This is a genomic window from Nostoc sp. (assembly GCF_036917095.1).
Lineage (GTDB): Bacteria > Cyanobacteriota > Cyanobacteriia > Cyanobacteriales > Nostocaceae > Nostoc.
This window is the reverse complement of record NZ_JBALFH010000047.1, coordinates 1-22,616: the sequence shown is the minus strand read 5'-3', so window position 1 is coordinate 22,616 and position 22,616 is coordinate 1. Positions and strand designations below refer to the sequence as shown.

The window sequence follows — 22,616 nt, the reverse complement described above, 5'->3', positions numbered from 1 at the left end:
ATCTGATTCGATAAAAAGCCAAAAATTTAATGACGTAAATAATTTTTAATTGATAAAGTTGTAGCGTGTAAAATTCTTTAGTAGTTTAAGTATGCGGTGTTATGGGTGAGGAGATTGCAATTTCCCTGAAGAATATCTCAAAGAGCTATAAGCGCTATGCTCGTCCGGTAGATAGACTCAAAGAAATTTTACTACCTGGTAAGAGCCACGCTCAAGAGTTTTGGGCATTAAATAATATTAGCTTGGAGATTCCTAAAGGAGAGACACTAGGAATTATTGGTCAAAATGGTTCTGGTAAAAGTACATTGCTACAAATTATTGCTGGAACCTTGACACCAACGATAGGAGAGGTATCGGTTCACGGCAGAGTTTCAGCTTTACTAGAACTAGGTAGCGGATTTAATCCTGAATTTACAGGCAGACAAAATGTATTTTTTAATGGGCAGATTTTAGGATTAAGCCGAGCAGAAATAGAAGCAAAGTTTGACAAAATTGCTTCCTTTGCTGAAATTGGCGATTTCATAGAACAACCAGTCAAAACATACTCTAGCGGTATGTTTGTTCGTTTAGCATTTTCAGTAGCAATTAACGTTAACCCAGAAATTTTAATTGTAGATGAATCTTTAGCAGTAGGTGATGGGATCTTTGTCCATCGTTGTATGGCAAAAATTAGAGATTTTCAAGATTCTGGAGGAACAATCTTATTTGTATCCCATGATGTAGGATCTGTGTCACGTCTTTGCTCTAAAGCTATGTGGATTAATCAAGGGATTCTTGTAGATGCTGGACAACCGGCTGAAGTATGTAAACACTATCAAGCATGGGTACATGAAGAAGTAAATAAAAGAACTAGCATAAATTTGGATTCAAATAAGAATGAAAATATTGGTGCTAATGAAGAAGAAATTGATTTGACTAAAATCACCATTAAAGAATCAAATCCTTTTACTAAAAAGCCGTATATGGCTTTTTATGGATTTGAACGATTTGGTACAGGACGTGCAGAAATTGAGTATATTTCCGTGTTAGACAGTCAGGGTCAACCTATTCAGTTGGTTTATCCTGGAGATGTATTAAAAATTAGAATCACTACATTCAGACACGACAAAGTTAGAAAGCCAAATGTTGGCATAGCGCTACTCGATAGATTGAGGACTGTTTTATCAGGATGGAGTACAGAACTCTTAGATAAAAATTTTGCTAGCTACTGGCTATCTAAATCAGAAATAGGAAGAGCAACAGTTGACTTTGAGTTTATTTGGCCCCACTTAGCTGGTGGTAACTATGCCTTAGATATAGCATTCGGAGATGGAACACACGAAAATTTAGAAATGCTGGACTGGATTCAGAATGCCATAGTTATACAAGCAGCAGTTAATGATTTGGTAGAAGGAGTCTTTCAAGTATCTGGCAGAAAGATCAGACTCTATGAGGAATCGCTATGTACACAATAGTTAAAAATTATTTTAAATCTAAGCTCGAAAGCTGGATGAAATTATATTTTGATATTTACCTCAAGCAATCTCTAACGCAAGGCTATTTTGATCAGCGCATCAAAGATGTAAGCTTAAAACAATACTTGGTTTTTGGCGAACCTCAAAGACTAAAATTGTCACAAACATGCGTTGTAAATAATGCATTATTTAACTTATCTTCGGGAAATATAGTAATAGGAGAATATGTTTTTTTTGGGCACAATGTTAGTGTAATAACTGGAACTCACGACTATAGAAATTTTGGGCAAGAGAGGATGCACAATTTTCCAGATGAAGGAAATGATATTGTAGTTGAGGAAGGGGCTTGGATAGCAAGTAATGCCACCATAATTGGCCCCTGTAAAATTGGTAAGAATTCTGTAGTAGCGGCAGGTGCTGTTGTTAAATGCGATGTTCCTAGTTATCATGTTGTAGCAGGGATTCCAGCAAAAATAGTCAAACAGATAACCCCGTCAAAGTGAAATTTATATATTATTTAAAAATATAAAAAATGATTGAATCTAACGATCCGGAAATCAAGATTGATGAATTAATACAAAAAATTGTTGAGCAGGTGAGAAAAAGCCAAGTTAATTCTCAATTACCAAGTTCGCAATCTAATCTAGACATATCGAAACTGAAGTTAAGTATTAGTCATATTGAAAATTTTCTGAAAAATGCAGAATCTCGTTCACTGGTACGTACAAAGTGGCCAGACAAACTTAATATATTTCCTTTTAATTTCAGTACTAAGTTACAACAATTTATTCTAAAAGTAATCAATTTTCTCTTTAAAGATCAACGAGAAGTCAATTTAAATATAATTAACTCTCTAAAAGAGTCTGTAGCACTTAATCAGCAGTTAATAGAACAAATTGCAAGTTTAAAAGCGCAAGTAGATAAAGGGCTGGATGAGAGTCTAATTGCAATGGATAATCACATCCAAAGGCTAGGTGAACGCCTCGATACAGTAGATAATCGCTTTCCAGAGTTGGATGAGCGTCTAATTGCAATAGATAATCACATCCAAGGGCTAGGTGAACGCTTCGTTATAGTAGATAATCGCTTTCCAGAGTTGGATAAGCGTCTAATTGCAATAGATAATCATATCCAAGGGCTAGATGAACGCTTCGTTGCAGTGGATAATCGCTTTCCAGAGTTGGATAAGCGTCTAATTGCAATAGATAATCATATCCAAGGGTTAGATGAACGCTTCGTTGCAGTGGATAATCGCTTTCCAGAATTGGATAAGCGTCTAATTGCAATAGATAATCACATCCAAGGGCTAGATAATAGCTTAAATGCTATTGATATAATTTCTACCTGGCTAACTGGTATTCAAGAAAGTTTGGATACGGTGAATAGCCGAGTACAAGAAATAGATGAACAAAAAACTATTCTAAATGCTCATATTGAAAGACTAAATGAGCATTCAATTACAACAGATAGCCGTATAATTACAGCCAATACTCGTATTCAAGAAATAAATGAGCGTTACATCAGAAACGATGGATACCTTAAAAATGATCTAATGCAACAGAAGCGTTTAATAACAATGTTTATGCAAGAGGCAAGGAAACGTTTACCGGAACCTTTTAGTCAAGAGCAATTAAAAACTTTTATTAATGAAGATATACATTTTCTAGATGCTTTTTATGTTGCTTTTGAGGAGAAATTTCGAGGTAGCCGTGAAGACATTTTAAGTAGGTTAAAAGTTTATTTGCCATTGATTGAGGAAGCAAAGGTAGGCACAGCCGAATCTCCAATTTTAGATGTGGGTTGTGGGCGGGGTGAATGGTTAGAACTTCTCCAAGATTCAGGATACATTACTAGGGGGTTGGATATTAACAGAGTAATGATAGAGCAGTGCCGAATCAGAGGACTAGAGGTTATAGAAGGAGATGTAATTAGCTATTTGCAATCTTTGCCAGATGCTAGCTTGGGTGCAGTAACTGGTTTCCATATCATTGAACATTTAGCATTTGAGGTATTGCTAAAGTTATTTAGTGAGACTATGAGAGTGCTTAAGACAGGAGGATTGGTGATTTTTGAAACACCAAATCCAGATAATATCTTAGTAGGTAGTAACACCTTCTATTTAGACCCGACACATCGTAATCCACTGCCAAGTCCTACGATCGCATTTGTGGCAGAATCATTTGGTCTATCCAAAGTTACATGTATTAAGCTTCATCCTGATACCATTCAACCTAGATTAACTGGGTCAGAACTGGCTGAACGCTTCAGTGATTACTTTTATGGGCCACAAGATTATGCACTTGTAGGATTTAAACCATGAGAGTATTAATAGTTACGACTCAAGTTCCCTTTGTGAGAGGAGGTGCAGAGATACTAGCAGAAGGTCTTCTAAAAGCTATATCTGCTGCCGGTCATGAGGCCGAGATAGTTGCAATTCCCTTTAAATGGTATCCTCCAGAGCGGATTCTGGATCATATGTTGGCTTGTAGATTATTAGACCTCTCAGAATATTGTGGTCAAGCAGTAGACAAAATTATAGGTTTAAAGTTTCCTGCATACCTAATACCTCACCCTAATAAGGTTATGTGGCTTTTGCATCAGCATCGCACAGCTTATGATTTATGGCATACAAATTATTGCGATTTAATTAAATTTCCTAATGGACTACAGGTTCGTGAAGCAATTATTAATGCTGATAATAAAGTCTTAAAAGAGTATAAGTCTATCTATACTATTGCTGGAAATGTTTCCCGAAGATTAAAGAGATTTAATCAAATAGATTCTATCCCGCTTTATCACCCTCCTCAAAATTCTGAGCTTTTCTATTGTGAAGATATAAATGATTATCTGTTTTTTCCCAGTAGGCTTACAACTATTAAGCGACAAGAACTTGTAATAAAAGCCCTTGTAGAAACAAAAAATCCTGTAAAGGTATTGTTTGCAGGGAAACCAGATACAGTAAGTTATGCTGAACACTTAAAGGATTTAGCTAAAAAATTACATATAACCAAAAGAGTAGTTTTTTTAGGTGAAATTAGCGAAGAAGAAAAAATTAGAACCTATGCAAAAAGTATAGGAGTTATTTACCCGCCTTTGGACGAAGACTATGGTTATGTCACCCTGGAAGCAATGCTAGCTTCCAAACCAGTTATTACTTGTATGGATTCAGGAGGTTCTTTAGAATTTGTCCGTCATGAAGAAACGGGTTTATTTGCTGAACCTAATTCTAAATCTCTTGCCGCAGCTATGGATCAATTATGGGAAAATCGTTCTTGGGCACAAGCTCTTGGTAAAGCAGGACGAGATTATTATCATAGCCTTAACATTTCATGGTCTAAAGTTGTTCAAAAGCTAGCTGCATGAAAATTAACTGGTTTTCCCCATTATCACCTGCAAAGTCCGGTATTGCTGAGTATACATCTCAATTGATTCCTGCTTTGCAAAAATATGCTGAAATTGTTCTGTGGACAGATCAACAGCACTGGATTTCATCTTTGGAAAAGTACGCCACAGTCCGCCATTATGATTTGGATAATACTCCTTGGGTTGAAATTAACCAAGCGGATTTAAATGTATATAACATAGGCAATAATTCAGACTTTCACTTTGCTATATGGCAGATTAGTTGTCAATGTCCAGGTTTAGTGGTTTTACATGATGTTAAATTACAGCACTTTTTTGTTAACATCTATCTACATCGAGAACAAAAGTCGAATCGAGATGCTTATTTATTTCAGATGAAAAAATACTATGGAATTCAGGGTGAGCAAGCAGCCGTGAAGTTTTCGAGTGGTAATATTTCAACTGAGTATATGGCTGAACTCTATCCGCTAACATTTTTAGCTTTAAAGAATGCAGTAGGTGTTGTCACACACACAAAAGCGGATTTCCAAACTATTAAGCAAGAAAAGCGATGGTTTGTCGGCTATGCGCCATTACCATACATGAGTGAATGGCAAGCAAATTCGCAAAGTAAAAAGAATAAAGCACCTTATCGCTTAATAGTATTTGGCTATCTTGGTCCAAACCGTGGGTTAGATTTTTTGTTTAATGCATTATCTAGTTTTTCTGAAAAAAATCAGTTTTTCTTAGATATATATGGGCAAGTTTGGAATAAAAATTATATTGAGCAACAAATTAAATTATTAGGACTTAGTAATATAGTAAAAATACATGATTTTGTTGCGGATGCTGAGTTAGACTTGGCTTTAGAAAATGCTAATTTAGCCATTAATTTACGCTATCCGACTATGGGAGAAGCATCACTGAGTCAACTTCGGATTTGGAGTCACGCACTTCCCAGTCTAGTTACACGGGTTGGTTGGTATGCAGAACAATCGGAAGACACTGTTGCATTTGTGCGTCCAAATTATGAAATTGAAGATATCCAAAAGCATCTCAAAAGTTTTTTGGTGAATCCCAAATACTTCACAAAAATGGGAAAAAATGGGCAGAAAATTTTACGGAAGGAACATAACCCAGAAATTTATGCTCAGGCGATCGTGAGTTTTGGACAAAAAATTCAAAGGTTTCGATGTAGTGTAATAGCGGATCAATTAATAGACAAAATAGGAGAAGAATTAAGTAATTGGATGGATTACAAAACACTGGATATACAGATAGAAAAAATTGCTCAAGCAATACATTTTATTAGTAATTAATTCTCTCTTTTATAAATTTAATTCTAAATAGATAGTTTTAGATAAACATTTTTGTACTACTGATAGAAGAGGAGTTAATTACTGTATGAAGCTATCTGTTGTTATTCCTTGTTACAACGAATTGGGAACTATTAGCAAAGTTGTAGAAGCCGTCAAGGCATCGCCTGTAAAAAATTGTGAAATTATTATAGTAGATGATTGTTCAATAGATGGTACGAGAGAGTTACTTAAATTAAAAGTAGAGTCACAGGTAGACCAAGTAATTTACCATCATAAAAACAGAGGTAAAGGTGCAGCTTTAAGAACTGGTTTTGCTGCGGCTACTGGAGATATTGTTATAGTTCAAGACGCAGATTTAGAGTACGATCCGCAAGAATATCCCTTATTGATTAGGCCGATTATTGATAATAGAGCTGATGTAGTTTTCGGTTCTCGTTTCCAAGGTGATAGACCTCACAGAGTTGTCTACTATTGGCACAGAGTGGGCAATGGATTCTTAACAATGTTGTCTAATATGTTTACCAATATAAATCTAACAGATATGGAAACGTGTTATAAGGCTTTTCGACGTGAAATTATTCAATCTATCAAAATAGAAGAAAATCGATTTGGATTTGAACCTGAAATTACAGCCAAGGTTGCGAAACTTGGCTGTCGTATTTATGAGGTTGGTATATCTTATTATGGTCGAACTTATAAAGAAGGTAAAAAAATAGGTTGGAAAGATGGAGTTAGAGCTATTCATTGTATACTAAAATACAATCTATTTAAAAAAAATTATGTTGACAAGATATCTAAATAAAAAATAATTTTATTTGCCTAGTAATGTAATATAGGGTGAATATTTTTATGCTGGTTTATTAAAATTAGCAATTTAAAAAAATTATGCTTTTAGTAATTTAATAAACAATGAATAAAAATCTAAAAAAATTTTCTATTCCTGCACTCTACACTATTGTTTGTCTTGTCGGAATTTTTATAGCATTTTATCCAACAATCCTCAGTAGATTCACTCTGATGCAAACCGATCCTGGGGATACTAGACTAAACAATTACTTTTTAGAGCATTCTTTTCAATTATTGATAAATAAAGACTATGCAGGTGGTTTATGGTCGCCAGCCTTTTTTTATCCTTACAAAAATGTTCTGGCTTTATCAGACAATCTATTTGGATCTGCTCCTATATATTGGTTATTTAGATTATTTTTATCAGCCGATGTTGCATTTCAAATATGGATGATTGCTGTTTGTATTCTTTGTTTTGCTAGCTTCGCTCTTTTAATGCGGAGATATCAGGTAAGCCATTTATTGAGCGCTTTAGGAGCCTTACTGTTTGCCTTCAGTATGCCTAGAATTAATCAAATTGGGCATCAGCAATTACTACCCCAGTTTTTTACACCTCTAGCTTTTCTTGTAGGGTGGGAATTTTTCCTGCAACCAACTCGAAAAAAGATAACATTGTTTTTGCTGCTAATTTATCTGCAAGTACTTGCCGGAATTTACTTAGGTTGGTTTTTACTATTTAGTTTACCTATATTTTTTGCCATAGCTTACAAATTAGCTCCAGCATCAGTCCGCCATAATCTTTTATCATACTGTCGAGCTGATTACAAGGCAACGATCGCAATTATTGTAGTATGGGCAGCAACAATGTTTGTTACCCTACTTCCATATTTGGAAGCCAAGTCAGCTTTAGGGAAAAGATCATACTCAGAAGTAGATACAATGCTTCCCAGAATTTCTTCTTGGTTTGCAGTTGCTCCTGGTAGTCTTTGGGCACCTTTACTTTCCTGGGTTTCTAAAAGCTTACCAATGCCATGGCCAGGAGAACATCGCATGTTTGCTGGGATCATAATTTTTTTATTAATAGGAGTTTCTGTATATACACTATTTAAATCGTATAATATATTAACTGTTCAAAGAGCATTACTTGTAAAAGTATGCTTTTTTGTCTTTATTACTTTGTTTTGTTTGTCACTGCGCCTACCTTTTGGGATATCACTTTGGAGAATAATTTATGAAGTTGTACCTGGAGCCTCTGTAATCAGGGCAATTACTAGAATATGGTCAGTTGCATATTTTTATTTATTGGTTGCTGGAATATTATGTTTTGATTCTTTATTACAATCAACAGTAATTATCAAGCGCCGTCTTTTCAAGTTAGTTATAGTAAGTATATTTTGTCTAATAGGTATATCAGAGCAGCTTATATTCAATTTACCTAACTACGAAAAAGCTCCATTACTGAAAGAAACTACAGAAATTAGCAGTTTAATGAAACAAGGTTGTAACGTTGCATATTTATCTTCAAACGTTGAAAAGCCTTTTTATATCGATCAGTTAACAGCAATGTGGGCTGGAATAGAAGCAAACATTCCAGTTGTAAACGGTTATTCTTCTGCTCCTCCACCTAACTATGGTGATATAGGACAACCCTTAAGCATATCTCAAGTGCTAAACTGGTTAAGTTTTTTTAATAAAAATATTTCTGGTAAATTATGCGTTATATTTCCAAAATCATTAGAACAAAAAGATAGTTTTCTTGCTACATTAGCACTTCAACAAAACACGATCGTATCCAGCAATTTTATTTCTTACAGAATTCAATTGCCAATAGAACAAATATTTAAACAGGAAATTAAAGTTTTTGATTATCCGAAAATTATGGTAATTAATTTGCCAAAAAAAGTACCAATTATAGTAAAAAACACAAGTAACTTTTTATGGTCTAATAAAGGAGATAAACCAACTAATCTTTCTTATAAATGGATAGGGATAGACTCTCAAGGGAAGTCAACTAATATTCAGGGGAATCGAACTCAACTGCCTTTTGATGTAGCTCCTGGAGAGTCGCTAGCAATTAATGCAGTTATCAAACCACCTACTACACCAGGAAAATATACTCTCATTTTAACAATGGTGCAAGAAACGGTTGCTTGGTTTAGCGATAAGCAATCTTCATACCCTAAAATCGATGTAACTGTTATATCAGATTCTTAGTTTTTAATTTGCGGTATTACATATATTCTGCTTCTCACTTGAGTCAATTTAAGTATTGCTTCTCCATCTATTTCCTTAGGTTATATTTTATTTTAAAACAAAGCTTGGGAGTGTAACTAATAGTTTGCTATAAGTACTGAAGAACTTTTTAACTTTTAGTTTTTTAAAAGTAGGCTTAGAACTGTGACTAAAAAAGCTCTGATTACTGGCTTAACTGGACAAGATGGCTCTTATCTTGCTGAACTACTATTAACCAAAGGCTATCAAGTCTTCGGATTAGTCCGCCGCTCAAGTTCCAGTAATCTTGAGCGCGTCAATCATCTTTCTGGTGATATCCAAATCCTTTCTGGCGATCTTTTAGATCAATCATCATTAATGGATGTGATTACGGAAGCTCAACCTGACGAGATTTATAATCTCGCCTCTCAAAGCTACGTTCCTCTCTCTTGGACACAACCTGCTCTCACTGCTGAATATACAGCTCTAGGTGTCTCCCGCCTCTTAGAATCTATTCGTCGCTGCAAACCAGATGCCAGATTCTATCAAGCATCTAGTAGTGAAGTTTTTGGTCAACCTGATGAATCGCCTCAAGCTGAACGCACCGCCTTTCGTCCGCGCAACCCTTATGGTGTTGCCAAAGCATACGCTCACTGGATGACTGTCAACTATCGGCAGAAATACAACCTTTACAACTGTTGTGGTATTACTTATACTCACGAATCGCCTCGACGTGGCACAGAATTTGTATTTCGCAAAATCACGCATGCAGCTGCCCAAATTAAATTAGGTTTGGCAAATGAACTAAAATTAGGCAACCTAGATGCCCGTCGTGATTGGTGCTACGCCAAAGATGCTGTTTACGCTATGTGGTTGATGTTGCAGCAAGCACAACCTGATGACTATATTATCGCTAGTGGTGAAACTCACTCTGTCAGAGAACTCGTTGAGTGTGCTTTTAACAGCGTTGGTCTAAACTGGCAAGATTATGTCTCAGTTGACCCTGCTTTTTATCGCTCTGATGAACCTGTGCAGTTAGTTGGTTCTATTAATAAAATTAAGATGGAGTTAGGTTGGCAGCCTCAGCATTCTTTTGAGCAATTGGTTGAGTTAATGGTTGATTACGATCTAAAAAAATTAAGCAACGGCGGAGCTTAAATATTCTGATGCTAAAAGTTGTAGTTGATGCCACCCCAGTGGATTCAAAACCTAGTGGGGTTGGCTTTTATATTGCTAATTTAATATGCGCTCTTGATGTATTACAAAAAGAGGAAAATTTTCAGTTAGGAGTAGTCTATCAACCAGGATTAAAAAATTGGCTTCGGGGTGACTTCATTGTTCCTGAATGCTTTAAAAATTCTTCTCAACAGTATCTCTTGCCTTTACCTGTAAGAGTCTCAGATTTATTATTAGCTTTAGCTTTTAAACCTAGTTTATCTTACTTTGAAAAATATTTTGGTTATCCCGATATATTACATGGTACAAATTACTCAGTTTATCCCTGTCAAAATAGTTTAAAGGTAATGAATATATACGATCTGACTTTTATTAAATATCCTAACTATACAGATTCAGTCGTAAAAACATATACAAAAAGGGTAAAGCGATGTTTACAGTGGACAGATTTAGTTTTAACTATTTCAGAAAGCTCTAAAAAAGATATTATTGAATATTTACAAGTAGACCCAGAAAAAGTCTATGTCACACCTTTAGCTAGTCGCTACTATCCTAATTACTTGTCTGAGGAAGTTGCCCAAATTCTAGAAAAACAAGCTAATTATGATTTTTCCAAGCCATATCTACTTTTTGTCAGCACAATAGAGCCAAGAAAAAATATTAATAATATAATTACAGCATTTAATCTTTTAAAAGAAAAGTATAAAATTGAACATCAATTAATATTGATTGGTAGGAAAGGATGGAATTACGAACCGATATTTGCGGCTATTGAAAATTCGCCTTGGGCAAACCAAATTCATCATCTTAATTACCTATCTAATGAATTAGTTGCATTATTTTACTCTAAAGCTGATGTCTTTGTTTATCCATCTCATTACGAAGGGTTTGGTTTACCCGTACTGGAAGCAATGACTCTAGGTGTTCCTGTGATTAGTTCCAATACTTCTTCAATTCCAGAAGTTACAGGAGATGCTGCTATATTAGTTGACCCTAATAACCCTATCGAGCTAGGGGAAGCGATACTGAAAGTAATCAGTGATTCCCAGTTACGCCAAGAATTAATTAATAAAGGGAAAGCCAGAGCAAAATTATTTTCTTGGGAAAGAACGGCAAAAGAAACATTAAACGCTTACAGAACCATTATTTAATGAAAATAGTAGATAATACCTCTGCCAAACAATTAATTATTAACTTATCTATTCTCTTATCTCAACCAACAGGTATAGGCAACTATGCTCAAAACCTTTTTCCTTATTTAAAATCTTTGCAACCCACTCTATTAGTAGCGCAAAAATATCCCGATTTTGACTGCTATCCAATCCCGTCAAATTTAACACCAGACTACGGCACTAAAGGTCATTTTAACCGCCTCATTTGGACACAATTTCAACTACCACAAATATATAAAAACCTCAAATCAAGTTTTTTATTCTCCCCGTTACCGGAAGCACCCCTTTATAGCAACTGCCGTTTTATCGTCACATCTTTTGATATGATTCCGTTGCGCTTTGCTAAACGCTTCTCACCACTTACACCTTACCACCGCTACTACACTCCTCAAGTCCTTAAGCAAGCACAACATATTATTTGCATCTCCCAGAGTACGGCTAAAGACATCACTGATTTTTACCAAATTCCTGCCAGCAAAATTACTGCGATTCCTTTAGCGCACGATCGCACTCACTTCCTTCCTCTCAACCTCCCCACCAGCAACTACTTTCTCTACATTGGCCGCCAAGATCCTTACAAAAATATCGAGCGACTCATCAGTGCTTTTGCGGCGTTACCTAACTGTAAAGACTATGAACTATGGTTAGTAGGGCCAGTTGATTCGCGTTACACCCCGACTTTAAAAGTGCAAGTTGCAGAATTGGGTGTAACTAATCAGGTGAAGTTCCTTGACTATGTACCATATAGCGAATTGCCAAAAATCATCAATCAAGCGATCGCTCTGGTTTTTCCTAGCCTTTGGGAAGGTTTTGGTTTACCTGTCCTCGAAGCAATGGCTTGCGGTACTCCCGTCATTACCTCCAATCTCTCTTCTTTACCTGAAGTGGCTGGCGATGCAGCGATTCTAATCGATCCCTACAACACTGGAGAAATTACAGAGGCGATGCAGGCGATCGCAACTAATTCGGAATTGCGATCGCGCCTTTCTAGACAAGGTATCATTCACTCTCAAAAATTCAGTTGGGAAAAAACAGGGAAAGCAACTGTCGAAGTGTTATCCCGTTACATATAAAAGATAAACTAACGCCAGAATTTAAATGCAATGATTTGAGATTTTGTCAAGTTTTCAGATTATCTTGACTAATGACTCGATAATTAATCCTAAATCCTGATGAAAGCATTAATTCTTTCTGGCGGTAAAGGTACACGCTTACGTCCCCTCACCTATAGCGGGGCAAAACAACTTGTACCAGTTGCTAACAAACCTGTTTTATGGTATGGCATTGAAGAAATGGTCGCGGCTGGTATTAGTGATATTGGCATCATTATCAGTCCAGAAACCGGGGCAGAAGTTCAAGGAAAAACTGGAAATGGAGAATCCTTTGGAGCGAACATCACCTACATCGTACAAGATAAGCCACTTGGACTTGCTCACGCCGTCCAAGTAGCTCGTTCTTTTTTAGGTGATTCTCCCTTTGTCATGTACTTGGGCGATAACCTGATTCAACTAGGTGAGTTAAGTTACTTCCTGCAACAATTTAGCCAACAAAAGCCAGATGCTTTGATTCTCTTACGTTCGGTTGCCAACCCTAGTGCCTTTGGTGTGGCCCAGGTAGATGAAACAGGAAGGGTATTACAGTTAATTGAAAAACCCAAAGTTCCTCCCTCAAATCTGGCATTGGTAGGGGTTTATTTCTTTTCTCACCTGATTTATGATGCGATCGCCAATATCCAACCTTCCACCAGAGGCGAACTGGAAATAACTGATGCCATTCAATACTTAATCAATCAGAAAAAGCAGGTTGTAGCCTACAATCTTCAAGGTTGGTGGCTAGATACTGGCAAAAAAGATGACTTATTAGAAGCTAACCGATTGATTCTCGATACTTATCTGACAGCATCAGTTGTGGGCGAAATCGATTCTCAAAGCCAGATTATTGGACGAGTGCAAATCGGTGCAAAATCTCAAGTAATTAACTGCACAATTCGGGGGCCAGTAGTCATTGGTAGCAATTGTCATTTAGAAAACTGCTTTATTGGGCCTTATAGTAGTATTGCTAATAATGTCACCCTCATTGATACCGATTTAGAACACAGTGTGATTTTAGAAGGTGCTAAAATTGCCGGAATCCATCAGCGCATTATTGATAGTGTGATTGGACAAAGGGCACAATTGAGTCTTGCACCCCGTCGCCCTAAAGCCTTGCGATTTCTGATTGGCGATGACTGTCAAATTGAATTAACGTAATTTGCTTGTTAAAAATAGGACAAGCCACAGTCAAAGTTGGAACACAGTGCCTGTAAAATATGAATGCGAAATTCATCTAACAATCACAACACTGCGTCACATCCGATAAATATTATTAATGAGCATTGTAAATACCAAGATTCCTGAAGTTCTGCAAATTGAACCCCAAGTATTTGCAGACGATCGCGGTTTCTTTTTTGAAGCTTACAACCAGCAGAGATTTGCTCAAGAAATTGGGATTGTTACAAACTTCGTCCAAGATAACCACTCTTGCTCTAAACAAAACGTTCTACGTGGATTGCACTATCAAATCAAACAACCTCAAGGAAAACTCATCCGTGCTGTTGTCGGTACTATTTTTGACGTAGCTGTAGATATTAGAAAAAGCTCTCCTACCTTTGGTAAATGGGTGGGTTCTGAACTCAGTGCTGAGAACAAACGCATACTGTGGATACCATTGGGCTTTGCTCATGGCTTCCTCGTCCTTTCAGAAGTAGCTGAAGTTCTCTACAAAACTACAGATTATTACGCACCCCAAAGCGATCGCACAATTCTATGGAACGATCCAGATTTAGCGATAGATTGGCCCTTAAGTGCGCCACCAATTTTATCAACTAAAGACCAAGCTGGTAAACCTTTGAGAACTGCTGAAGTATTTGATTAACGTAGTCATTGGTCATTGGTCATTGGATTTTGTCAGATGCCCAGCCTCTTGCTATACCCTAAGCTTACTTTTATAGTGTGCAGAAAAACTTTGTCTTTCATCGAACTAATTCAAACCAAGTTAAAGAGTGGGCATGGCTTCTCTTAGACAAATGACAAATGACTAAATCAATTTTGCTGATTGGTAGCAATGGTCAAGTGGGTCAAGAACTACAACAAATACTCTCATCTAACGGCAATGTTATCTCAGTAGCACGCCCAACAGTAGACCTTGCCCAACCTGATACCCTCCGCAACGTTATCAGATCCAAGCAGCCGCAAATTATTATTAACGCTGCTGCTTACACTGCTGTAGACAAAGCTGAAAGTGAACCCGAACTTGCTACCGCTATTAATGCTAATGCACCCCTAATTCTTGCCCAAGAAAGCCAAAAATTAGGAGCTTGTCTAATTCATATTTCGACCGATTACGTTTTTGATGGTAATGGCTGTAATCCATACCAGGAAACCGATGCGACTAATCCTTTGAGTGTCTATGGTAAAACCAAACTTGCTGGAGAAGAAGCTATTCGGGAAACTTGCGCCCATCACTTTATCCTCCGCACTGCTTGGGTTTATGGAACCTTTGGCAAAAGTAACTTTGTCAAAACCATGCTGCGACTAGGTGCAGAACGCCAAGAACTTCGTGTTGTCGCCGATCAAATTGGTAGCCCGACTTGGGCGCAAGATATAGCCGCAGTTATAGCGCAGACGATTCCCCAGTTAACCCCAGAAATTAGCGGCACTTATCACTACACTAATAGCGGCGTTGCTAGCTGGTATGATTTTGCCGTTGCCATTTTTGAAGAAGCCCAACAGCTAGGCTTCCCTTTGAAAGTTGAACGTATTGTCCCCATTACAACTGCCGAATATCCCACACCAGCCCGTCGCCCTGCTTATTCCGTCCTTGCTTGTGGAAAAATTTCCGCAATTCTAGGGACTTATCCTTCTCATTGGCGACAAAGACTTCGGCAAATGCTTGCAGATTTGAAAATTGAGCATGGGGCATAGGGCATTGGGCATTGATTATTCTCATCTGCTCCTCTGCTCCCCTGCTCCTCTGCTCCTACTCTCTATTTCTTTTGACTTTTTAAAACTCCCGTTTCATGTTGTATGGGCAAGACATCCAAAATATCAGTTTGGGAACAATATTTTAAATCTTCGTGACAGTCAAGACGCAACAATCGTTGGCCGTGACTAGCTTGGTGAAGTAATCCCAATAAGTTATCTTGCCATTGAGAGTAAAGAGCGATCGCACTTATTACTTCATCATTACCAGCTAGTTCTTCTGCTGACAACGTGGTTTTCTCCAAAAGACTATGAGCGATCGCACCCGCACAAACTGTATCCTCTAAAGAAAAGCTGCCTTCCCAACCAGAACCGACAATCCACACTGTCTTTGGTTGCAACTCTTGGAGAAATTTCACTACCGCTGCCCGGTTAATCAAGGCTGCTGCTAATACATTTGGGGAGTCTTGTACCCGTTGTAAAGCACGTGTACCATTTGTGGTACTGATAAACAAACGCCGCCCCTCCACTAATTCTGGTGTGCAGTCGAGGGGAGAGTTACCCAACTCAAAGCCAGCTACTTTTGCGCCGCCGCGTTCTCCAGCCCGGAGACGTTTTTCAGGAGGCCATTTTTCGCTAACTTCAATTAACCGATCTAAGTCGCTGAATACTTGTACAGCTTCGCCTCCAGCTGCCAAAACTGTCGCAATTGTGCTAGTGGCTCGCAAGACATCGACTGCGATCGCACATTCTGGCGCTTCATCCGTTGGAGTCAATTCAGGAGTGTGGTATACGAATAGCTTCACGCGCTGGATACACCTGCTTAAATAGTACTGCCGCAAATAACATTCTACCTAGTTGGTGTCACTAACTATAGTCACAATTATTCGCCAAGTATTTTTTAGCATCAAAATGCACCATGTAACCCATTTAATACATAAATACGCAAAAAGCCCATTTTTATGCTTTTAGACTTTCAGATTTAGGGCACTATCCTGTAATCTAAAACAAGAACAGACTTTCTAAAGCTGTATTTGGCATTCCCAGTTAGCACCACTACGCATCCTGACTAAGCTTGCCAAATAAAAACTCAAATTTTCACCTCCACTCCGCTTATCCAAAATCTCAAATCGAAATCGCTATGGCACCTTTACCCGATTACCGCCCTAAACAACTATCTTTAGGCCCCTTGGAAGCGGAAATTTTAAATATCATCTGGGAACTTGGTTCAGCCACAGTAAAAGATGTACACGATCGCATCCTTGCCGATCCCAACCGCGAATTAGCGTATACTTCTGTCACTACCGTCTTACGTCGCCTCACTGATAAAGGTTGGCTAGCCTGCGACAAGAAAGAGCGGGCATTCTATTGGCGGCCAATGCTGAGTAAGCAGCAATCAGATGTAATCAAAGCTCACGAGCAATTACAGCGATTTCTAGCAGTAGGAAACCCCGATGTTATTGCTGCCTTCGCCGATAGTCTGGATGAAGCAGCTAGCGAGCAAATCGCAGCGATCGCCAAACGTATTCAATCTGCACGCCAAGCCAGGGAGGAAAAATGATGCATCTAATAATGATTTTGAATTCTTTGGCAGTTGCCTGGTGGTTAAGATCCGCTGGGAATCAACCCCAAGGCAATTGGAATCTGCGGTGGCAGCGATCGCTATTTTTGTTTCTCTTCCCGCCCTTGCTAATTTTCATGACTGCGATCGCCGTGCTGTTCATGGGGCCTCAAGGACAAATGGGCGGGATGTACACAGGCTCCGTCAGCTATGTAGTGGCATTAATTTATATGGCATTTTTTGCCATTTCATGTATTAAACTTGCCTTCCAGGGTTGGCAGTCCGTGGAATCTGCCCGTAACTGTCCTTTGGTGAATGTTGGGGATAGACGAGCCAGGTTACTGCAAACGAGCGCGTTGTTTGCGGGTCAAATTGGTTTTTGGCAACCAGAATTAGTGGTTAGCCAAGGATTAGTGCAAACTCTCTCACCGGCTCATTTAGAAAGCGTCTTAGCCCATGAGCAAGGGCATCACTATTATAGGGATACGTTCTGGTTTTTCTGGTTGGGTTGGGTGCGTTCCTGTACTGCATGGTTGCCAAATACAGAGCCTTTGTGGGAAGAACTTTTAGCTTTGCGCGAACTCCGTGCCGACGGTTACGCAGCATTGCAGGTTGACCCTCTGGTGCTAGCGGAATCGCTTTTATTAGTGGTAAGCTCCAGCCCAGTACTATCAGAAATTTGCTGTGCTGCATTGGGTTCCTCTGGTGCAGGCGATCGCTTAGAACAGAGAATAGAAGCCTTATTAGCGCCACCAAAACCAATCCAAGAACCTCAATTGCAGTCCTGGCATGGTTTTCTTTTGGCGTTATTGCCTCTAGTGGCTGTGATATTTCATAGTTAAGTTGAATTTATAGCAGGGAACAGCCAATAGGCAACAAGCATAACTATATTTCAACTGCTATAAAAAGCCACTACAGCCCAAAGCTGCGACGGTAGCGACATCGGTCGTGTCTGTAGTGACTTCTGCTTTCCCTATAGTAACTTCTGCTTTGACGTTACCGTGTTTCGCGCAAGCTGTAGCAACTTCTGCTTTCCCTGTAGTAACTTCCGCTTTGACGTTACCGTGTTTCGCGCAAGCTGTAGCAACTTCCGTCATGACTGTAGCAACATTGGTTATGTCTGTAGCGATGTCGGTTACGACGATAACGATGAAAACTTTATTCGCCTCTACACCATTACTCTTCTTCTAGCAACTGTTCTATATATTTTTGTACTAAAGGCACTTGAAAAGCATTGCCTTCTTGAGTCAAGATTTCTTTTCGCGTTAGTTTGCGGACAACGCCTTTGTCTTGCTGTGTGGGAGTTTGCCCGTGGATTATCCTGCGTAGGAGAGAGCGATCGCTCTCTGCTAAACTCGTCCATAATTCCCGAAAATACCGATCGCCTCGCTCCAGCACAACAGGTATAACTTCTTTAACATCCTGTGCAGTAGCTTTTGCTGTATCTGCTTCTCGCCTATTTTTTCTGATATCGCGGTTTAGCAACTCCACCAACTCATAACATACCAACTGAACGAGATCAGGTTGACAGCGAGTAACTTGGATAATTTCATCTACAGCAGTTGGTTCATAGATATCGCTGAAGTTCTCTACTGGCTGTTGAATCAAATCGCGGGCTTCTAACTCGTGCAAGTAGGTCATTCGCAAAGCACGGGTGTTAATTAGATAGTCACTCCAGTAATCATCAAGTTCAGATAACTCCTGTGAACCACTAAAAAGTAAAATCCACTTCTGTTGAGCCCCATAATCTCTTTGCAGACCGCCAAGACACGATGAATCACCGTTTCTACGAAAGACCGATTTGTAGAGACGGCGATTTATCGCGTCTCTTGCCTTAAACGTGGTATCGGATAAAAATATTTATTTGGCAAATACGCCAATACTGCTAAAAGTGCAAAACGTACCCTTGATGCGATCGCCAGTTTCCTAAACTAGATTAACAGCACAATCCCTTTAACACCTTTGCTAAATACTCATACTGCTCTAAACTATTGTAAATCTGCGCCGAAATCCTTACCAACAGCCGAGGTTGTTCCTGCCACGGCATCACCTGCACTTGAATACCAAACTTATCAAACAACTCATCATGTACAGACATGAAATCACGGTTTTCCAAAGTCGCAGGCATTGGCACAACTGCCATTGAACCAATCATCTCCTCTGGACAAGGCGGCTGCACTCCCAGCGCTTCACAAAGTAGCTGTCTTCCCTGCAACACTAGCTGATGATTTTGCTGTCTCAATTCTGTCCACCCACCAGGTAGCAACGAACCCATAAAAGCGATCGCTTCCGGTACAGACATATAAGCTGTAGGATCGTCTGTACCTGTCCAGTCAAATTCCAACTGAAAGCGGGTTTTATCAGTGCGTGGCGAATTTGTCCCGTGGCTAATTGTCAGAGGACGAATTTCTGACTGTTTATCTCGTCGCACATACAAAAATGCTGCCCCCTTGGGCGCACACAGCCATTTATGACAATTCCCCGTGTAATAAGTTGCGCCAATCTCCCGCAAATCGAGAGAAATCATTCCAGGCGCATGTGCCCCATCGACCAATGTATCTACACCCCGTTGTTGCAACTGCTTCGCCAACTCTTGAATCGGGAAAATTAGCCCTGTCTGACTGGTAACATGATCCAAAAGTGCTAATCGTGTTTTTGGTGAAACTCGCTCAATTACTGCTGCGATTACTTGCTGTGGCGAGTCAATGGGGAAAGGAATTTTTGCCACTACCACCCGCGCACCAGTGCGACTGGCAATAAAATCAAGTGCATTGCGGCAAGCATTATATTCGTGATTAGTTGTAAGTATTTCGTCCTCTGGTGAAAATGTCAGCGACCTTAACACCGAATTAACGCCAGTCGTCGCATTGGGGACAAATACCAAATCTTGTACATCAGCACCCACAAACGCCGCCAGCTTACTTCTGGCATCATCTAGCAGAGGTTCCCATTCCCTACCAAAAAAGCGTAAGGGTTCATGTTCGATCTGCGATCGCAGTCTTTGTTGAAACTCCAGCACTTGTTTAGGACAAGCACCAAAAGACCCATGATTCAGAAACGTCACAGCCGATTCAAGCGACCATAAGTCTCTGATGGATAATCTAGAATCCAAAATTTAAAATCCAAAATTGATAAACTCCCCAGGCTGGATTCGAACCAGCGACCAATCGATTAACAGTCGATCGCTCTACCACTGAGCTACTGAGGACCACTCACGATTTATAATAGTAGGGCTAAAAATAGGATTTGGCAAGTACTTTCGCCAATATTTTTTTTAGATAGTTAATTTAGAGAAATTTTGCAGCCAAAATTTATTCAGGAACTTAAGCAGAGACTCTGAGATATTAAATATCTACTGTAATCCCATTCGTAATTCAGCCAGACGCTGCCGCGCTTTAGCATCAATGGCATTAGCTAAAAACCGACTCTTAGATTGTTTGCGCGTATGATACTTTTGTCGCATTCGGCAAACAGTGGTTTCCACTTCCCCACAGAGTTGCTGTGCTGACAACCATTCAGCCCCATACCCTTGGATCATCAACTGCTGTGCCCGATCTGATGTAGCAACAATCACACGCGAAATCAAAGATTGGGCTATTTGGTGGCGAAAAGAAGCGCAGGATTTTTCAATATAAGTATCTGCGGTTTGCCCAAAATCAGTGTAATAAACAGATAAAAGCTCAGTAATAATTTCTTTATTACTAGAGGTATTCTGATATTGGGCATCAAAAACTATCTGAGTTGTGTAACCTTGAAACGCACTATAACCAGTCATCGCTTCCACAAGTTCGCCCCGTGCAGCCTCTAGTCCAACGCTATCACGCGTTTTTTTAAGGCAAGGCCAAGCGCCTATGATATTGTAGCCGTCCACTAACAAAACGGCTTGGAGTAAGGAACGGGGCATGGTTTTTGATCACAATTTTCTAGAGTTAACAAAATTCATTCATAAGTTTTATAATAATTGATGCATAGTCTGTAACACTATGCTACATAGAATAAAAAATACGGTAGCCTCACAAAACTAAACCCTAAGACAGACGCACCAACTTAAAACGCGCCTTTTAAATAAAGGCGCGTCCTAGTTCTTTGTTATTAGTGTTTAGGAGTGCTGTTAACGGATAGCTAGGGTTTAGCGCGTGCAATGAATTTTACTTAATTTACTCAGCACTCGATTACTCAGCACTCAGCACTTAATTAAGAGGCTTCGCTGTGCACCTCCATCAGACGTTGTTTGAGGCGTTGGGCTTCACCACTATCTACTAGAGAGCCTTTTTCTAGCAAGAAAGCACCGTCACAGTAATTTAGCTCATCTAATCGATGTGTCACCCACAGGGCTGTAATACCTCGACTTTTGACAAGGCGACGGACACCAGCAACTAAATCCAACTGGCTATCTGGATCTAGTAAAGCAGTGGGTTCATCTAATAATAAGACTTCACAGCGACGGGCGATCGCACCTGCGATCGCGACTCGCTGTTTTTGTCCCCCAGAAAGTGCATAGATAGGGCGTCGTTGCAAAGTAAGCAAATTCACCGCTCCAAGCGCCTCCTCAACCCTGGCTCTGGTAGCAGCAGGTGGCAACTTTTCTTCCACCAATCCAAAAGCCACATCAGCACCAACTGTTGGCATCACCAGTTGATGATCTGGATTTTGGAAGACAAAGCCAACTGGTTGCAAAAGCCGAATTTCGCCAGATTCAGGAGCTAATAACCCCGCCAGCAGTCTCAGTAAAGTAGATTTTCCACTGCCATTTGTACCCAAGAGCATCCAAAACTCACCCTTGGGTACTTCTAAAGAGCAAGATTTGATAACTTTCTCTCCATTAGGCCAACTGAAATTTAAATCCTTGACCTCAATGCCCACTTGAGCCATTTGTCAACCTTGGTTACTCAGCAGCTACAGCGAAAAAGCCAGGTGGTCTGCCACCGCCAGGGGTTGTACCATCTTTCTGAACAATCTGCACCCCAGAAATTTCACTAGCGCGGACAGCAATTTTCTTCTCTGTCTTGCCCTCGCACTTGAGTTCTACAATGTCAGGGTTCCCAGAACGGATTGCTGCCAAAATTAGCTGATAGACAGCCTCGGCATCCTCTGCTGACTTACGTTGTACCGAGATAGGGAAAGCAGTGTTTCTGATGCTTAAATCGATGGTAAACATTTAGCAATAATCAAATTTAACTGTGGACTCATTTTAGCGTCAGCTGACTGATTCTAGGGAAATGGGGATTGGGGATTAGGTATGGGGCATAGGGCATGGAGAAAGAGGCAGAAGAGAAAAACTTACTGCAACTTCTCCCCTGCTCCTCTGCTCCCTTGCTTCTTCCCTACTTCCCACTTTCCACCTCATCTAGATAAAAAATTAATTTTTATGACAAAACCCCTAGAAAAATTAGCGATTTACACCTAATATGATTAAAGGTGTGTAAAAAATTGTAAACTAGGTTAACAACCCGGTTAACTTTCTGCTTATGGAAGGCTTTAATTTAGCCATCTATAATACAGATACAACCTGTACTTATAAACATTTGGAGATTTGCTCTAATGACCATCGCAGTTGGACGCGCCCCCGGTAGAGGGTGGTTTGACGTTCTAGACGACTGGCTCAAGCGCGATCGCTTCGTATTCGTAGGTTGGTC

The 22,616-nt window shown here is 39.4% G+C and carries 22 protein-coding genes and 1 tRNA gene; 15 read left to right on the top strand and 8 right to left on the bottom strand.

Annotated elements, in window-relative coordinates:
- Window positions 1–101: 101 nt before the first annotated feature.
- The 13 genes from V7L01_RS29455 (at window position 102) to rfbD (ending at window position 15,422) form a co-directional block, all read left to right on the top strand.
- Window positions 102–1,454 (top strand): ABC transporter ATP-binding protein, encoded by a 1,353-nt coding sequence (locus tag V7L01_RS29455; protein WP_335041225.1) that lies wholly within the window; start codon window positions 102–104, stop codon window positions 1,452–1,454.
- Complete coding sequence (locus V7L01_RS29450) at window positions 1,442–1,957, top strand: acyltransferase (RefSeq protein ID WP_335041223.1); 516 nt, start codon at window positions 1,442–1,444, stop codon at window positions 1,955–1,957. The genes V7L01_RS29455 and V7L01_RS29450 overlap by 13 nt, the downstream gene beginning before the upstream one ends.
- Before the next feature lie 29 nt (window positions 1,958–1,986).
- Window positions 1,987–3,774, top strand: coding sequence for a methyltransferase domain-containing protein (locus V7L01_RS29445; RefSeq protein WP_335041221.1), 1,788 nt, complete (start codon window positions 1,987–1,989; stop codon window positions 3,772–3,774).
- Window positions 3,771–4,817, top strand: coding sequence for a glycosyltransferase family 4 protein (locus V7L01_RS29440; RefSeq protein ID WP_335041219.1), 1,047 nt, complete (start codon window positions 3,771–3,773; stop codon window positions 4,815–4,817). The genes V7L01_RS29445 and V7L01_RS29440 overlap by 4 nt, the downstream gene beginning before the upstream one ends.
- Window positions 4,818–4,879: 62 nt before the next feature.
- Complete coding sequence (locus tag V7L01_RS29435; protein WP_335041217.1) at window positions 4,880–6,115, top strand: glycosyltransferase; 1,236 nt, start codon at window positions 4,880–4,882, stop codon at window positions 6,113–6,115.
- 85 nt (window positions 6,116–6,200) lie between these two features.
- Window positions 6,201–6,917 (top strand): glycosyltransferase family 2 protein, encoded by a 717-nt coding sequence (locus tag V7L01_RS29430; RefSeq protein ID WP_335041215.1) that lies wholly within the window; start codon window positions 6,201–6,203, stop codon window positions 6,915–6,917.
- Window positions 6,918–7,024: 107 nt separating this feature from the next.
- Complete coding sequence (locus V7L01_RS29425) at window positions 7,025–9,115, top strand: hypothetical protein (protein ID WP_335041213.1); 2,091 nt, start codon at window positions 7,025–7,027, stop codon at window positions 9,113–9,115.
- Between the two features lie 183 nt (window positions 9,116–9,298).
- Window positions 9,299–10,270, top strand: a complete 972-nt coding sequence (locus V7L01_RS29420) for a GDP-mannose 4,6-dehydratase (RefSeq protein WP_335041211.1) — start codon at window positions 9,299–9,301, stop codon at window positions 10,268–10,270.
- A gap of 8 nt (window positions 10,271–10,278) precedes the next feature.
- Window positions 10,279–11,439, top strand: coding sequence for a glycosyltransferase family 4 protein (locus V7L01_RS29415; protein WP_335041209.1), 1,161 nt, complete (start codon window positions 10,279–10,281; stop codon window positions 11,437–11,439).
- Window positions 11,439–12,533 carry a glycosyltransferase family 4 protein gene (locus V7L01_RS29410; protein WP_335041207.1) on the top strand — a complete coding sequence of 365 codons (1,095 nt, stop codon included), beginning with the start codon at window positions 11,439–11,441 and terminating at the stop codon, window positions 12,531–12,533. Before V7L01_RS29415 ends, V7L01_RS29410 begins: the two co-directional genes overlap by 1 nt.
- 99 nt (window positions 12,534–12,632) lie before the next feature.
- Window positions 12,633–13,709: a glucose-1-phosphate thymidylyltransferase gene (locus tag V7L01_RS29405; RefSeq protein WP_335041205.1), complete on the top strand. Its 1,077-nt coding sequence runs from the start codon at window positions 12,633–12,635 to the stop codon at window positions 13,707–13,709.
- Between the two features lie 118 nt (window positions 13,710–13,827).
- Window positions 13,828–14,373, top strand: coding sequence for a dTDP-4-dehydrorhamnose 3,5-epimerase (gene rfbC, locus V7L01_RS29400; RefSeq protein WP_335041203.1), 546 nt, complete (start codon window positions 13,828–13,830; stop codon window positions 14,371–14,373).
- Between the two features lie 158 nt (window positions 14,374–14,531).
- On the top strand, window positions 14,532–15,422 hold the full coding sequence (gene rfbD, locus V7L01_RS29395) for a dTDP-4-dehydrorhamnose reductase (RefSeq protein WP_335041201.1): 891 nt from the start codon (window positions 14,532–14,534) through the stop codon (window positions 15,420–15,422).
- A 62-nt stretch (window positions 15,423–15,484) separates the two neighbouring features.
- On the opposite strand, the gene V7L01_RS29390 is transcribed toward rfbD, so the two are convergent.
- A complete protein-coding gene (locus V7L01_RS29390; protein WP_335041199.1) occupies window positions 15,485–16,225 on the bottom strand; it encodes a 2-phosphosulfolactate phosphatase family protein in 741 nt (246 codons plus the stop codon).
- Between the two features lie 335 nt (window positions 16,226–16,560).
- Between V7L01_RS29390 and V7L01_RS29385 the strand changes: the two genes are divergently transcribed.
- Both V7L01_RS29385 and V7L01_RS29380 read left to right on the top strand, forming a co-directional pair.
- Entirely contained in the window at window positions 16,561–16,980 is a 420-nt protein-coding gene (locus tag V7L01_RS29385) for a BlaI/MecI/CopY family transcriptional regulator (RefSeq protein WP_118169357.1), read from the top strand.
- Entirely contained in the window at window positions 16,980–17,822 is an 843-nt protein-coding gene (locus V7L01_RS29380) for a M56 family metallopeptidase (protein WP_335041263.1), read from the top strand. Before V7L01_RS29385 ends, V7L01_RS29380 begins: the two co-directional genes overlap by 1 nt.
- Before the next feature lie 57 nt (window positions 17,823–17,879).
- Here the strand turns inward: V7L01_RS29380 and V7L01_RS29375 are convergent, their stop codons facing one another.
- The 7 genes from V7L01_RS29375 to V7L01_RS29345 all read right to left on the bottom strand — a co-directional run bounded on the left by V7L01_RS29375 (window position 17,880) and on the right by V7L01_RS29345 (window position 22,138).
- A complete protein-coding gene (locus V7L01_RS29375) occupies window positions 17,880–18,077 on the bottom strand; it encodes a hypothetical protein (RefSeq protein WP_335041196.1) in 198 nt (65 codons plus the stop codon).
- Window positions 18,078–18,156: 79 nt separating this feature from the next.
- On the bottom strand, window positions 18,157–18,621 hold the full coding sequence (locus V7L01_RS29370; protein WP_335041193.1) for a hypothetical protein: 465 nt from the start codon (window positions 18,619–18,621) through the stop codon (window positions 18,157–18,159).
- 295 nt (window positions 18,622–18,916) lie between these two features.
- Window positions 18,917–20,092 carry an aminotransferase class V-fold PLP-dependent enzyme gene (locus tag V7L01_RS29365; protein WP_335041191.1) on the bottom strand — a complete coding sequence of 392 codons (1,176 nt, stop codon included), beginning with the start codon at window positions 20,090–20,092 and terminating at the stop codon, window positions 18,917–18,919.
- A gap of 24 nt (window positions 20,093–20,116) precedes the next feature.
- Window positions 20,117–20,188: transfer RNA gene (locus V7L01_RS29360), tRNA-Asn, on the bottom strand.
- Between the two features lie 144 nt (window positions 20,189–20,332).
- Window positions 20,333–20,884 (bottom strand): NYN domain-containing protein, encoded by a 552-nt coding sequence (locus V7L01_RS29355; RefSeq protein WP_289798693.1) that lies wholly within the window; start codon window positions 20,882–20,884, stop codon window positions 20,333–20,335.
- A gap of 290 nt (window positions 20,885–21,174) precedes the next feature.
- A complete protein-coding gene (locus V7L01_RS29350) occupies window positions 21,175–21,852 on the bottom strand; it encodes an ABC transporter ATP-binding protein (RefSeq protein WP_334720748.1) in 678 nt (225 codons plus the stop codon).
- Between the two features lie 13 nt (window positions 21,853–21,865).
- Window positions 21,866–22,138 carry a hypothetical protein gene (locus tag V7L01_RS29345; protein WP_012410874.1) on the bottom strand — a complete coding sequence of 91 codons (273 nt, stop codon included), beginning with the start codon at window positions 22,136–22,138 and terminating at the stop codon, window positions 21,866–21,868.
- Window positions 22,139–22,616 lie beyond the last annotated feature (478 nt).

Excerpts from the sequence above, each read along its gene's own strand:
- V7L01_RS29455 (WP_335041225.1), top strand. The coding sequence starts at position 102 with ATGGGTGAGGAGATTGCAATTTCCCTGAAGAATATCTCAAAGAGCTAT.
- V7L01_RS29450 (WP_335041223.1), top strand. The coding sequence starts at position 1,442 with ATGTACACAATAGTTAAAAATTATTTTAAATCTAAGCTCGAAAGCTGG.
- V7L01_RS29445 (WP_335041221.1), top strand. The coding sequence starts at position 1,987 with ATGATTGAATCTAACGATCCGGAAATCAAGATTGATGAATTAATACAA.
- V7L01_RS29440 (WP_335041219.1), top strand. The coding sequence starts at position 3,771 with ATGAGAGTATTAATAGTTACGACTCAAGTTCCCTTTGTGAGAGGAGGT.
- V7L01_RS29430 (WP_335041215.1), top strand. The coding sequence starts at position 6,201 with ATGAAGCTATCTGTTGTTATTCCTTGTTACAACGAATTGGGAACTATT.
- V7L01_RS29425 (WP_335041213.1), top strand. The coding sequence starts at position 7,025 with ATGAATAAAAATCTAAAAAAATTTTCTATTCCTGCACTCTACACTATT.
- V7L01_RS29415 (WP_335041209.1), top strand. The coding sequence starts at position 10,279 with ATGCTAAAAGTTGTAGTTGATGCCACCCCAGTGGATTCAAAACCTAGT.
- V7L01_RS29410 (WP_335041207.1), top strand. The coding sequence starts at position 11,439 with ATGAAAATAGTAGATAATACCTCTGCCAAACAATTAATTATTAACTTA.
- V7L01_RS29405 (WP_335041205.1), top strand. The coding sequence starts at position 12,633 with ATGAAAGCATTAATTCTTTCTGGCGGTAAAGGTACACGCTTACGTCCC.
- rfbC (WP_335041203.1), top strand. The coding sequence starts at position 13,828 with ATGAGCATTGTAAATACCAAGATTCCTGAAGTTCTGCAAATTGAACCC.
- rfbD (WP_335041201.1), top strand. The coding sequence starts at position 14,532 with ATGACTAAATCAATTTTGCTGATTGGTAGCAATGGTCAAGTGGGTCAA.
- V7L01_RS29385 (WP_118169357.1), top strand. The coding sequence starts at position 16,561 with ATGGCACCTTTACCCGATTACCGCCCTAAACAACTATCTTTAGGCCCC.
- V7L01_RS29380 (WP_335041263.1), top strand. The coding sequence starts at position 16,980 with ATGCATCTAATAATGATTTTGAATTCTTTGGCAGTTGCCTGGTGGTTA.
- V7L01_RS29375 (WP_335041196.1), bottom strand. The coding sequence starts at position 18,077 with ATGACGGAAGTTGCTACAGCTTGCGCGAAACACGGTAACGTCAAAGCG.
- V7L01_RS29370 (WP_335041193.1), bottom strand. The coding sequence starts at position 18,621 with ATGACCTACTTGCACGAGTTAGAAGCCCGCGATTTGATTCAACAGCCA.
- V7L01_RS29355 (WP_289798693.1), bottom strand. The coding sequence starts at position 20,884 with ATGCCCCGTTCCTTACTCCAAGCCGTTTTGTTAGTGGACGGCTACAAT.
- V7L01_RS29350 (WP_334720748.1), bottom strand. The coding sequence starts at position 21,852 with ATGGCTCAAGTGGGCATTGAGGTCAAGGATTTAAATTTCAGTTGGCCT.
- V7L01_RS29345 (WP_012410874.1), bottom strand. The coding sequence starts at position 22,138 with ATGTTTACCATCGATTTAAGCATCAGAAACACTGCTTTCCCTATCTCG.